This window comes from Paenibacillus agaridevorans, assembly GCF_018604145.1.
GTDB lineage: Bacteria > Bacillota > Bacilli > Paenibacillales > Paenibacillaceae > Pristimantibacillus > Pristimantibacillus agaridevorans.
On record NZ_CP075889.1, the window covers coordinates 8,284,311 to 8,297,478 of the forward strand.

The following is a 13,168-nucleotide window of genomic DNA, read 5'->3' on the forward strand; positions in this document are numbered from 1 at the left end:
CCGTATCACTCATTTTTTGTAAGCGTTAACAGAAAACTGAAAACCTAAAAGAGAAAAAGGGGCCAAGAAAGTCATGAACAAAAAATCCAGGTTATGGCGAGATTATTTGATATCCTATGTTTTTATTTTTGCCATCCCCTTCCTCATCCTCGGTATGTTTATATACATGAACGCGGTGAAGGTTGTTCAGCATGAGATCGAACAAGCGAACAGCTATAAGCTGAAGCAAGTGCAAAGTTATCTCGACGGACAGATTAACGGCTTAAAGCATATGGCCGCGAAGATGGCCTTTGATCAACGGCTGACTCCGTATGCGGCTAAGCTTAATGACTATTCGGCAGCGGAGACGGTGAAAGAGCTGTCCAGATACAAGGACAACAGCTTGATTTTGGAGAGCGTATTGCTTTACTTCCGCAACGATGATCATATCTACTCCGATGAAGGCGTTGTTTCGCTGGATGTGCTGACCCAAGAGATGTATCCCTTCCCGCAGGCGGAACGCGAAGCATTTTTGCACGATCTGTCTACGAGTCTTCAGATTACATTGAAGCCAGCCGTTCCGGTACAGTCGAGAGGCAGCCGGGAAGAGCGTCTGCTCACTTATATGTTCCCGATTATGCCGAACAATAGCCAGCCTTATGGCACGGTGCTGTTTCTGATCAACGAATCGATGCTGACAAGCATGATGAGCAATATGCTGGGCAATGTGCAAGGCGCCGTCTATTTGCTCAACGAGGCTGGCGAAGTGCTTGCCGTCGAGCGGACGGAGGATTCTCCCGAGCTGGAGCGCATCATGCAGAAGTCCGAGCTCAAGACGGGCGAGGTCATCAGCAAAATCGGCTCTACTAGCTATTCGGTCATGAGCGAGAAGTCGGAGCTGACGGGCTGGACGTACATGATCGTAATGCCGACGGATCAGTTCTGGTACCGGGTCATCGAGTTCAAGCAGATTGCCGGCTTGGTGCTGCTGCTGGTGCTCGTGATCGGCATTGTTGCGGCCTGGTTCGTTTCCTTCAAAAAGTCGGGCCCGATCCGCGCGCTTGTTGCGCATTTGCAGCATCAGGGCACGCCGGGAAGATCGGATCGGAGAAGCTCTAACGAGTTCGAGTTCATTCGGGGAACGGTGGACGACCTGCATCATTATACGCTGCAACTGGAAACGAATATGGAGCAGCAACTGCCTTTGGTTATCGATCAAATGCTCTATCGGGCATTAACGGGGAACGGCTCCGAAGCAGAGACGGGGGCGGGAGCGGCTTTATATCCGCATATTCAAGGCCAATATTATTACGTCATGGTCATTTCTTATCGACAGGACAGCGATGGGATCGTCGACTCGTCCGGCCGCGAGGCGCTTTACCGCATTCTAAACCGGGTCGAGGCACCGGGCAGCAACGGCTTTGGCATCGAATTGCTGGATGAGCAGGCATTTGCGCTTGTCATGTCGGTTAGGGAAGCTGTGGCGGATACAAGAGCAAATCAGAAGCAGGCTGCCGACACCATTCAGGCATTATTGCGCGAGAAGCTCGGCATCCATTCCTTGATCGGCGTCGGTACGGCCCGCGGCGAACTGTCCGACATTAATCAATCGTTTATCGAAGGGCTTGCCACCATTGAGTACCGTCTGTTGTTCCCGGAGGGGCATGTGCTGTTCTTCGAGGATACCGCGAAGCTCCAGGATCATAATCGCCAATATTCGATGGGCGACCAGATGAAGTTTACGCAAAGTCTTAGAATGGCGGATCAAGCCGTATGTTTGGATTCCTTGCATGCGATGCTGGACAATATGGCGCGGATGGAGCAGTCCGTGCTGTTGCTTCGTTATATTTGCTTCGATCTTGTTAATGCCGTGCTGAAAGAGATGAGAACTCTGAAGATCGGGATGAATTGGCCGGAAACGAAACGAATGATGGAGTTCCAGACGTTGGAGGATCTGCGGGAAAGCATGCGTATCGTTGTGATCCGTATTTGCGAGCATGTGGGGGCGGGCAAACAAACGAAGCGGGCCGACCTGTGCGCCAGAATTATACAGCAAATCGATCAGGGCTACAGGTCGGATCAGCTAAGCCTGGACATGCTGGCCCAGCAATTCGACGTGTCCGCTTCCTATATTAGCCGATTAATTCGCGAGCAGACGGGCACATCCTTTATGGAATATGTGCAGCAGCTTCGGATTGAGGCGGTCAAGCGGGAGATGCTGTCAACCGATCGTCCCATTAAAGATATTATTATCGAAGCCGGCTATCAGGATATGTCGAGCTTTATTAAGAAATTCAAGAAGTCCGAGGGGCTGACCCCGGGCGAATACAGGAAAAAAACGCGGACGGAATAGGTCGTTTATGACGGAATCCAATATGACCGATTGAACAAAAACCGCTCATTTACAGTACACTCCCCTCAAATCTATAGTGAGTAGCATAAACCGATGAGGGGAGGGAAGAAAATTCGATGGCCACGCTTTCAAGGAACATCCGCAAGTATTGGCAACTGTACGTCTTTCTTGTTCCGGCGCTTGCCTACTTTATCATTTTTCATTATATTCCGATATACGGCGCGCAAATCGCCTTCAAAAACTATTCGGCTGTAAAAGGGATATGGGGAAGCTCATGGATTGGTTTAGATCATTTCGAACGTTTTTTTAATTCGTATTATTTCGGGTTGCTGTTAAAAAACACGCTGCAAATCAACTTGTACCAGCTGGCGCTGTTCCCGGTCTCGATTATTGTAGCGCTGTCGATTCATGAGGTGGCCAAGGCGCGGTTCAAACGTTTCGTGCAGCTAGTCACGTATGCGCCGCATTTTATTTCGGTCGTCGTCATCTCGGGCATGATTCTGGTATTTCTGGATCCATCCTCGGGCATTGTCAACACGCTCATCAAAGCACTGGGCGGAGAGCCGATCTCGTTTATTACAGAGCCGGGATGGTTCAAAAGCATTTATGTGTTGTCCGGGGAATGGCAGAACCTGGGGTGGGGCGCCATCATCTATTTGGCTGCGCTCGCGGGCATCAATCCGGAGCTTCATGAGGCTGCGCAAATCGACGGCGCCAGTCGCTGGCAGCGAATCTTCCATATCAATATCCCGGGCATTATGCCAACCATTATTATTTTGTTTATTCTTAATTTGGGCAGCTTCATGAACGTTGGATTCGAAAAAATCTATTTGCTGCAAAATCCGCTGAACATGGAGTCCTCCGAGGTCATTCAGACCCATGTGTACCGGAGCGGTCTGCTGCAAGCGCAGTACAGCTATACGGCGGCAATCGGCTTGTTCAACAACGCCATTAATTTTGCGATTCTGCTTACCTTCAACAGACTGGCGAGAAGGAGCGGCAACAGTCTATGGTAGAATCGAGGCGGAAGACCGGAGGGACTTAAGGGATGATCAGACAAACATGGGGAGACCGGGTGTTCCAGGCTATCAATAGCGGATTTCTTGCGCTTCTGGCTATGCTGGTGTTGTATCCGCTTATCTATATCGTAAGCGCATCGATTAGCGATCCGTCTTATGTAAATACCGGACAAATGTGGTTATGGCCAAAGGGATTAACGTTCGAGGGTTACGAACGGGTATTTCAAAATCCGGATATTTGGCAGGGTTACTTGAACTCCGCATTTTATACGGTTGCCGGCGTATTGATTAATTTGGCCGTCACTTTGCCATGCGCGTATGCGCTGGCGAGAAAGGATTTGCCGGGCCGCACGCCGGTGATGCTCGTTATTATTTTTACGATGTTTTTTAGCGGCGGCTTAATTCCAAACTACCTGCTTGTGAAGGACCTGGGCATGGTGAACACGTATTGGGCGTTGCTGCTGCCCGCCGCGGCTTCGGCGATCAATATTATCGTATCGCGAACCTTCTTCCAATCGAACATTTCGCGGGAGATGGAGGAGGCGGCGGCAATGGACGGCTGTTCGGATTTCAGAATGTTTTTTGTCATCGTGCTGCCGTTATCCAAAGCGATTATCGCGGTTATGGCGCTCTTTTACGGCGTCGGCCATTGGAACCAATATTTTGGAGCACTCATTTATTTAAGCGACCGAGACATGTTCCCGCTGCAGCTGTTCTTGAGGGAAATACTGGTGCAGCAAGAAATCGCGGCGCAAATGCTGATGAACGGCGGCGATGTGGAATTGATGATGGCGGAGCAGACCCGGATATCGGAGCTGATCAAATACGCGGTTATGATCGTTGCCGCTCTGCCGCTTATTATTGTATATCCGTTTGTTCAGCGTCATTTTGTGCAGGGCGTTATGATCGGATCCATAAAAGGATAAAAAACAGGGAGGTCTTTTACGATGAAAACAAAAACAGTGCGCAGCGTAGCTGCAGCGGTGGCATTATGTTTGGCCATATTGCCGGGCTGCGCGTCGAATAGCAACGAAGGCAATACGAATACGAAGCAGGCAGAAGGGCAGAAACCGTCCGATTCGCCGAAAACATTTAATGAAACGGGGCTTCCGCTCGTTGATCAGCCGATCAAGCTGACGATGATGGGCGCCGAGGACATGCAGCGGAATTGGGAAGACCTGTATTTCTTTAAAGGAATGGAAGCGGATACGAATATCCAGTTCGAATATACGACATTGCCGAGCAGCTCCTATAGTGAACGCAAAAATTTGGCTTTTGCCAGCAATGAATTGCCGGATGTATTTTTTAATGGCGGACTGAGCAGCAATGACGAAGTGAATTATGGCTCGCAAGGCATGCTGATTCCGTTGGAGCAATTAATTGCGGATTATGCGCCAACCTTGACGAAGCTGTTTGAGGATTATCCGGAGATTCGCCAATCGATTACCGCGCCGGACGGGCATATTTACGCGCTGCCGCAAATTGCGGATCATCCGCGCGACCGTTTTCCCCGATTGTTTGTCAATGGCGAATGGCTAAACAATTTGAACATTAGCAAGCTGCCTTCAACCGTTGACGAATTATATGACATGCTTGTTAAGTTCCGCGATCAGGACCCTAACCAGAATGGTGTTTCCGACGAAATTCCGTTGACCGGGGATAACAAACTGCATTATCTTCGCCCGATTATGTTGTCTTACTTCGGCTATGTAAGCGATTTTATTCATGTAAAAGACGATAAGGCCGTCTTTGTGCCGGCGCAGTCCGGCTATAAGGAATATTTGGCTTTTATGCAGAAGTTGTACGCAGAGAAGCTGCTGGATCCGGAAATTTTCTCCCAAAATAAAGCGCAAATGACAGCGAAAGGCGAGAATGAGCTTTACGGCGTAATGGGCAACAGCTTGCCAATATTCGGTGGAAAGGACAAGCAGGTTGTGCCTAATAATATATTGGACAATCCGCAAATGCCTCCGCTCGTGAGCGAGGCGGGCGCAACGCCGATTTACCCGGAGAGGGATACGATACGCCGCGGCATGTTCGCGATCACCAGCGCAAATAAACATCCCGAAGCTACGATCCGGTGGCTGGACTACCTCTATTCGGAAGAAGGCTATCTGCACGCGCAATACGGCATTGAAGGCGAAAGTTATCGCTGGTCCGATACGGATCCCAAATATGTGGAGTACATCGTGCCTGAGGGAATGCTGGAGAACGATTATAAAAATATGAAGGTATCTAATCTGGGTTACGGATTTGCCAACGAGGAGCTTGAGAAAAAGTTCCTGAATTCGAATTGGCTCGGTTTCGTGCTTAATGATCAGGTCGGACAATATGTGGACTATGGCCAGAAGGCGTTCCCGCTTGCTTATTTCACGGAAGAGGAGCTGCAACGGGTAAATGCGATCACTGTCGATCTGCAAACCTTCATCGAGCAGATGGAAGCGAAAATCGTTGTAGGCCAAGATCCGGTATCGAAGTGGGAAGATTATGTGCAGACGATGAACAAAATGGGGGTAGAGGAGCTGGTAGGCATCTATCAAGCCTCCTATGATCGTTGGAATAGCGCAAAATAAAAATCGGGAACGGGCGAAGCGAGATGCTGCGCCCTTTTCCTTGCGGAAAGGAAGAGGATTATGAGGGAGAAGCAACGAAACATACAGGAGTATGACGTCGTCGTGGTCGGCGGCGGATCGGCGGGAACAGCCGCAGCGATGCAAGCGGCCAAAGCGGGAGCCAAAACGGCCTTGATCGAAAAAAACGGGATGCTGGGAGGTACGACAACGGTCGGAGCCGTCAATTTCCCGGGGTTATTCCACGCTTGGGGGCGACAAGTGATCGCCGGACTCGGCTGGGATGCGGTCGTGCGGACGGCCGAGCTGGAGGGAGCGGAGCTGCCGGACTTCTCCGTCGTGCCCGAACGGCATTGGCAGCACCAGATTCGCGTCAACCGTTTCCTGTATTCGGCCGTACTGGACGAGCTGTGCGTCGACGCCGGAGTGGAATTGAGGTTCCATGAAATGACGGCGGCGGCCGAAGAGACCGATTCGGGCATTTTGCTGACCGTGGCGGGCAAGGAGGGGGTAAGCCGACTGCATGCGAGCAAGGTTGTGGATGCAACCGGCGATGCAGATGTATGCGGCTTGCTCGGTTATGAACGAGTCCAGAGCGAGCATAAGCAGCCTGGAACGTTAATCAATGAAATCGGCGGATACGTGATGGACGATATTAATCCGCTTGAGCTAAAGCAGCTTTATGACGCGGCGCTTGCCAAAGGAGAAATTCGTATGACGGATCATCCGGCAAGCGACATTCCGTTCTATCACGATTTAAAGGGCGGCGCCATAAGCATGCATGTGCCGGGAATAGACGGCGGCAGCTCGGCGACAAGAACGGCGGCCGAGCTGGAGGCGCGCCGGACCTTGCTGCGCATCTACAAATTTCTGCGCACGGTTCCGGGCTGCGAGCGGCTTACGATCCGATTTGCCGCGAGCGAATGCGGCATTCGCGAAACATGGCGGATCGTCGGGGAGGAAACCGTCACCGAAGAAGCGTATTTAAATGGGTATGTGTGGCCTGACGCGGTGTGTTACAGCTATTATCCGATAGATCTGCATCATCCGAGCAGCAACACGATTATAAAAAAGTATCCGGCCGAGCATGTCGTCGCGACGATTCCGTACAAAGCGCTTATACCGGTTCGGAGCAAACATCTGCTTGTCGCCGGACGTTGTATAGCAGGCGATCAGATGGCCAATTCCGCTTATCGGGTTCAAGCCACTTGCATGGCTACCGGGCAAGCCGCGGGAGCCGCCGCCGCGCTTGCCTCGCGAAATAACGTAAAGGTTCAGGAGTTGTCTTACAAGGAATTGACGGATTGTCTGCGACAACATGGCGCAATCGTGCCGAATCGTATGTAGGGGGAATGGAAGGTGGAGAAACGTTGGACGGCGTCATGGATTACGGATGAACGGTTCGTCGATCGGCCGAAGCTCGATTTGTTTCATAAGGAGATGGAGGACGGGCAGGCGCATAGTCACGAGGAAGCTTTAACGAACGTTCATATGCTCGTCCGCAAATCGTTGCAATGGGATCGGGCTGTCGAGGAAGCGTGGCTGGATATTACAGCGGACGATTATTATAAGCTTTATATCAACGGCCAGCCGGTCGGTCAAGGTCCGGCGCAAAGCAGCTACGATCATTATTATTACAATCGATATAACGTAGCGCCCTATTTGAAGCCGGGAACGAACGTGATCGCCGTTCATCTCTATTATCACGGGCTTGTTTGCCGCTCTTACAACAGCGGCGATTACCGCCAGGGCATGATCGCGGAATTGGAGATCGACGGACGGCTCGCGGCGGTTACCGATGAGACATGGTTGTGCCGGATAGCGGAGGAATACGGCAGCGGCGGCATTATCGGCTATAATACGCAGTTTCTCGAAGCGATAGACAGCCGGAAGAAACAGGCCGATTGGCGGGAACCCGAAGCTTCTCTTGCCGATTGGAAGCCGTGTCGTACGCTCGCGGGCCATGATTATACGCTGATTGCCCAGCCGACGCCTCCGCTTGCGGTTTACCCCATCCGCCCGCAGCGCGTTGTTCGGTTATCGGAGGGCGGCCTTTGGATAGATTTCGGTCATGAATTGACCGGACAGCTGCAGTTTCAGGCGCGCGGTCAAGCGGGAGATATCGTCGAAATCCGCTGCGGCGAGGAACTGCTTGAGTCCGGGGACGGAGCGGAGCAAGAGCCTCGGCGCGTTCGCTTTCAGATGCGCTGCAATTGCGATTACCGGGAGCTCTGGACCTTATCGGGCGAGGTGGACGAACCTGACTTCTATGACTACAAAGCGTTTCGTTACGCCGAAATTATTGCGCCGTCTTCCGTTGTCATCGATATAGACAGTATTCATGCCACCGCAAGGCATTACCCGTTGGATGAACAAGCGAGCCGATTCCGCTCCTCCAATGATTTGTTAAATCAGATCTGGTCGATTTGCGGCAACGGCGTGCAATGGGGCTCTCAAGAAAACTACGTGGACTGCCCTAGTCGAGAGAAGGGGCAGTATCTGGGCGACAATACGATTATTACGCATGCCCATGCCTATCTCTCGGGCGATTTGCGGCTGTTTCGCAAATCCTTGCTTGATTTCCGGCAATATTCCCTTAAAGTATGCGAGGGTTTTACGGCGGTTGCGCCGGGACATCATATGCAGGAGATTGCAGACTTCTCGCTGCAATGGCCTATGCAGCTGCTGCAATATTACAGGCAAAGCGGCGATGCCGACTTCCTGCGCGAGATGCTTCCGGCGGCCGAAGGCATTCTCCGCCATTTCGCGCAATTCGAACGAGAGGATGGCCTGCTGGAGCGGGTAACGGACAAGTGGAATTTGGTGGACTGGCCGGTTGGGATGAGGGACGACTACGATTTTCCGTTGACGCTGCCAATCGGCGAGGGCTGCCATCTTGTTGTAAATGCTTTTTATTACGGAGCCTGGAGCGTCGTGCTGCAAATGCGGGATATTCTGGACGCCCAGGTTCAGGTTCAGGGGGATTCTCAAGATAAGCAAAAGCAGGAGCAAAGGCGCGAGTCGTTCCGAACGCAGTTTTACGATCCGGAGCATCGATTGTTTGTGGATGCGGCGGGCTCCAGCCATCATTCTTTGCATGCCAATGCTCTGTCGCTGCTATTTGGACTTGCCGACGAAGGGGAAGAAGTACAGTCGATTGTGCGGTTCATTAGCCAAAAGAGGCTGAGCTGCGGCGTCTATATGGCTTATTTTGTTCTTCAGTCGTTGGCAAAAGCGGGAGCATACGACTTGCTTTACGAGCTGATTGTATCCGACGACGCCAATTCCTGGAGCACCATGATCAAGGAAGGAGCGACAACCTGCTTCGAAGCTTGGTCGAAGGACGCAAAGTGGAATACAAGTTTATGCCACCCTTGGGCAAGCGCACCGATTCCGATGCTGATCGAACATATCGCGGGCATTCAGCCGGCGGAGCCGGGATGGACAGAGGTGAACTTCCGGCCTCGAATTCCTGCAAGTCTTGAGGAGCTGCATCTATCGTTCCAGACGGTTGCCGGACCGTTTGTGCTGGAGCATGGGAAGGAAGGAACGTTTTTACTTACGCCTGATGGCGTAAAGATACGCAGCGAGCAGCCATAGGCGTTAATAACGCTTATGGCTCCAAAAAGCAGGCGAACGAGCAGCTGTAGGCGTTAAAAACGCCGATGGGCCGTAAAGTAACTCTGTTTAGCAGCCATAGGCGTTAATAACGCTTATGGCTCCAAAAAACAGGTGAACGGGCAGCTGTAGGCGTTAAAAACGCCGATGGGCCGTAAAGTAACTCTGTTTAGCAGCCATAGGCGTTAGTAACGCTTATGGCTCCCAAAAGCAGGCGAACGAGCAGCTGTAGTCGTTAAAAACGCCGATGGGCCGTAAAGTAACTCTGTTAAGCAGCCATAGGCGTTAATAACGCTTATGGTTCCCAAAAGCAGGCGAACGAGCAGCTGTAGTCGTTAAAAACGCCGATGGAAGGGAAAGTAACTCGAATTAGCGTCCATAGACGATAATAACGTCTATGGCTCCAAATAGTGGGCGAACGAGCAGCTGTAGTCGTTAAAAACGCCGATGGAAGGGAAAGTAACTCGAATTAGCGTCCATAGACGATAATAACGTCTATGGCTCCAAATAGTGGGCGAACGAGCAGCTGTAGGCGTTAAAAACGCCGATAGCCCGGAAAGTAACTCTATTTAGCAGCCATAGGCGTTAGTAACGCTTATGGCTCCCAAAAGCAGGCGAACGAGCAGCTGAATTGACTACAGCCGAATGCCTGCAAAAGCAACCCTGGGCTGCGAATTCGTACAAAATAACAAGGTTTTGCCGGAAAAAGGTCAATTCTAGCCTAATAATCTATTGTTTGAGGTATACTCGCCCTCCTATAATGGATGATAATGAGAACTATTATCACGTTGGAGGGTTTGAAAATGCAAGTACACAGAATGAAGCATGTATTATTGGGGGTCGCGCTAACGTTAATCGTAACGGCGCTTAGCGCTTGCGGCGGAAACGGAGGCGGCGAGAAGAAGGAGGAGACACGCGTGGTTAGCACGGTCAACGGGGATGTCGAGATTCCTGCGGAGCCGAAGCGCATCGTCGCGTTGTATTATCATCATCTCTTGCTGGCGTTCGATATGAAGCCGGTCGGAGCGAACTTGACCTGGTGGGGCGGAAGCCCATTCCTGCAAGAGCTGGAGTCGGACGGTATCGTGGACGTAGGAGGCCCTCCGTCGCTGGAAGCGGTAGCGGCGCTAGACCCCGATCTCATTATCATGAACAGCAACAACGTTGAGGACTACGACCAATATGCCAAAATCGCTCCATCCGTGCTCATCCCTTACGATGCGGCAAACAGCACCTACGACGATGCAAAGCTGCTGGGCGAAGTGCTCGGCAAGCCGAAAGCGGGCGAGGAGCTGCAGAAGAAATTCGAGGAGAAGGCGGCGGCCGCCAGAGAGAAGATCGCAGGCAAGATCGACGAGAACGCCAAGGTCGCCATCATTCGAATCGAGGGTAAAGGCAGCCAATTCGCCATCTTCGGATACAATTACGGACGCGGCGGATGGTCTGTCTATCGCGGACTGAATCTGAAGCTGCCGGCCCGCATCGAGAAGGAATTGAACGATCAGAACGCGCAAATCGTTCAGCAGTTGTCGATGGAGCTGTTGCCGGAATATGTAGCCGACGCGGACTATATTCTGGTCTCCAATGAGGGCGAAGGCTTGGAGCTCGTGAAGGATAGCGACACATGGAAGACCATCCCGGCCGTCAAGAATAACAAAGCGGTCGAGCTGGACGGAAAACAATATTTTTACTTCGACCCTATCTCTATCGAAGCTCAGCTTGACTTGATTACGGAGCTGCTGCTAGAACATTCATAGGCAATCCTATCTTACCCTTCGGATACCCGTCCACCTTGCTTCAGAAGAAGTCCTTGCTCCGTCAATCCGGCGGACGAGGGCTTCTTTTTTGCAAGTGCCCGAGGTTGATAGGAGCCCCCGGTGAGGTTACAATGGAGGCTAACAGATATATGATAATTGTTCTCATTGTATCCGACGAGGAGTTGATCCGCTCTCCATGAAACATATTGAGCTATCCTTTCGGTCCCATTTGTTCACGTTCGTGGATATGGAATACCGGGCGTGTTCCCCCGAGAATTTGTCTCAGAAGTTGTTCGTCCATCATTATTCGCTGATCGCGGTCATGCAGGGCAGGGGAGCGGGGATGATCGACGGCAAACGCATCAGGCTGATCAAAGGACATTGTTTCCTCGCCGCGCCCGGCGCCTTGTTGGAAGTGGACGGCGCGGAATCCGAAGGGCTGGCCTACTACCGTCTGGCGTTCCGCATCGAACGAATCGCGAGCACGGAGGAGCAAGGAATCGGGTTGAAGGAGCCGGATGCGGAGGAAGAGATTTTGCGATTGGAAGACAAGCTTCACGTGCAGCCATTCGGCCAATGGGCCTCCATGCTTGAGGAGCTGTACCGGCACCGCGAGCATAAGACGGGGTTGGAAGGCTACCGGCAGCATATTCGCCTGCAGGAGCTGCTCTATTATTTGTGCGAGCGCAACGACGGTCAGTCGGAGCGAAATCCCCGAAGCGCCGTGAGCGGGAGCATCGACAAACTGCATGAGGATATTACGCGTATCGCGAGCGTAAAGCAACTGGCTCAGCTGGCTAACATCGGGGTTAGGCAATACACGTACCTGTTCAAGGAGCTTACCGGCCGCAGTCCCGTCGATTATATGACAGAGCTTCGGATGAACGAGGCGAAGAAGCGGCTGCTCGTCTCGAACGACGATTTGAACACGATCGCTCGCAATGCGGGATTCCAAGATGTGTATTACTTCAGCAGGCGGTTTAAGCAAATGGTAGGGATGGCGCCCAAACATTTTGTGGCCAAGCGTCGCCGCGAACTGAGAATCGTTGCACTATACTATGCCGGCATTCTTATGTCGATAGGCGTCAAGCCGGTAGGCGCGAACCTGACCTGGTGGGGAGGCAGCGAATTCCTGAAGGAGCAGGAGCGGAACATCGTCGACGTGGGAGCACAGCCCTCCCTGGAGAAGATAGCCGGCCTCGAACCCGATCTCATTCTGATGAACGACACCCATTCGCAATATTACGGACAGTTCTCCAAGATTGCGCCCACCGTCATCATTCCGTATGACGGCAAACGCGGCATCTACGAGGATATCCGGCTGGTCGGCGAGCTGATCGATCGTCCGCAGGCGGCGGAGCAGTTCGTAGCCCGTTACGAATTGAAAGCGGAGAAGGCGCGGGCCGCCTTAACGGAAGCCGGTATAACGGGCGGCGACTCCCCGGCCACGATCATCCGGTTGGAGGGCGGAGGCAGCCAGTTCTCCGTCTTTGGCGACAACTACGGGCGTAGCGGTTGGGCGGTCTACAGGGGGCTCGGGCTTGCGGCGCCGGCGAAGGTGCGCCAACTGATCGAGAGCGGCACGCAGATCGTTCAAGGCCTCCCCATCGACCGTCTGCCCGAATATGCGGAGTCCTCCCGCTATTTGTTCGTCGTAAATGAAGGGGAGGGCATCGGACTCATGCGGGACCGCGATCTCTGGAACGGGCTAGCGGCGGTACGAGGGGACCGGGTATTCGAGTTGGGCAAGGAACAATTCGCCTACTTCGATCCCGTCTCGGTAGAAGCGCAGCTGGAGCTGCTGACGGAGATGCTGATCTTCAGGGGCAGTTGAACGAGGCGATAAGAAGGGCGAGAGGGACGAAAAAACCA

Annotated in this window: 8 protein-coding genes; all 8 read left to right on the top strand. The window is 52.4% G+C overall.

The features are described 5' to 3' along the window. Positions 1–73: 73 nt before the first annotated feature. Positions 74–2,332 carry a helix-turn-helix domain-containing protein gene (locus KJW29_RS33025; RefSeq protein ID WP_214627802.1) on the top strand — a complete coding sequence of 753 codons (2,259 nt, stop codon included), beginning with the start codon at positions 74–76 and terminating at the stop codon, positions 2,330–2,332. Between the two features lie 116 nt (positions 2,333–2,448). Then, entirely contained in the window at positions 2,449–3,348 is a 900-nt protein-coding gene (locus KJW29_RS33030; protein ID WP_214627803.1) for an ABC transporter permease, read from the top strand. Between the two features lie 32 nt (positions 3,349–3,380). After that, positions 3,381–4,277 (top strand): carbohydrate ABC transporter permease, encoded by an 897-nt coding sequence (locus KJW29_RS33035; protein WP_214627804.1) that lies wholly within the window; start codon positions 3,381–3,383, stop codon positions 4,275–4,277. A gap of 21 nt (positions 4,278–4,298) precedes the next feature. Then, a complete protein-coding gene (locus KJW29_RS33040; RefSeq protein ID WP_214627805.1) occupies positions 4,299–5,924 on the top strand; it encodes an extracellular solute-binding protein in 1,626 nt (541 codons plus the stop codon). A 60-nt stretch (positions 5,925–5,984) separates the two neighbouring features. Beyond that, entirely contained in the window at positions 5,985–7,268 is a 1,284-nt protein-coding gene (locus KJW29_RS33045; RefSeq protein ID WP_214627806.1) for an FAD-dependent oxidoreductase, read from the top strand. Between the two features lie 12 nt (positions 7,269–7,280). Continuing rightward, positions 7,281–9,521 (top strand): family 78 glycoside hydrolase catalytic domain, encoded by a 2,241-nt coding sequence (locus KJW29_RS33050; RefSeq protein WP_214627807.1) that lies wholly within the window; start codon positions 7,281–7,283, stop codon positions 9,519–9,521. An 821-nt stretch (positions 9,522–10,342) separates the two neighbouring features. Then, positions 10,343–11,296 carry an ABC transporter substrate-binding protein gene (locus KJW29_RS33055; RefSeq protein ID WP_214627808.1) on the top strand — a complete coding sequence of 318 codons (954 nt, stop codon included), beginning with the start codon at positions 10,343–10,345 and terminating at the stop codon, positions 11,294–11,296. A gap of 196 nt (positions 11,297–11,492) precedes the next feature. Beyond that, positions 11,493–13,130: an AraC family transcriptional regulator gene (locus KJW29_RS33060; protein WP_214627809.1), complete on the top strand. Its 1,638-nt coding sequence runs from the start codon at positions 11,493–11,495 to the stop codon at positions 13,128–13,130. The last annotated feature ends 38 nt before the right edge of the window (positions 13,131–13,168 follow it).

Excerpts from the sequence above, each read along its gene's own strand:
- KJW29_RS33025 (WP_214627802.1), top strand. The coding sequence starts at position 74 with ATGAACAAAAAATCCAGGTTATGGCGAGATTATTTGATATCCTATGTT.
- KJW29_RS33030 (WP_214627803.1), top strand. The coding sequence starts at position 2,449 with ATGGCCACGCTTTCAAGGAACATCCGCAAGTATTGGCAACTGTACGTC.
- KJW29_RS33035 (WP_214627804.1), top strand. The coding sequence starts at position 3,381 with ATGATCAGACAAACATGGGGAGACCGGGTGTTCCAGGCTATCAATAGC.
- KJW29_RS33040 (WP_214627805.1), top strand. The coding sequence starts at position 4,299 with ATGAAAACAAAAACAGTGCGCAGCGTAGCTGCAGCGGTGGCATTATGT.
- KJW29_RS33045 (WP_214627806.1), top strand. The coding sequence starts at position 5,985 with ATGAGGGAGAAGCAACGAAACATACAGGAGTATGACGTCGTCGTGGTC.
- KJW29_RS33055 (WP_214627808.1), top strand. The coding sequence starts at position 10,343 with ATGCAAGTACACAGAATGAAGCATGTATTATTGGGGGTCGCGCTAACG.
- KJW29_RS33060 (WP_214627809.1), top strand. The coding sequence starts at position 11,493 with ATGAAACATATTGAGCTATCCTTTCGGTCCCATTTGTTCACGTTCGTG.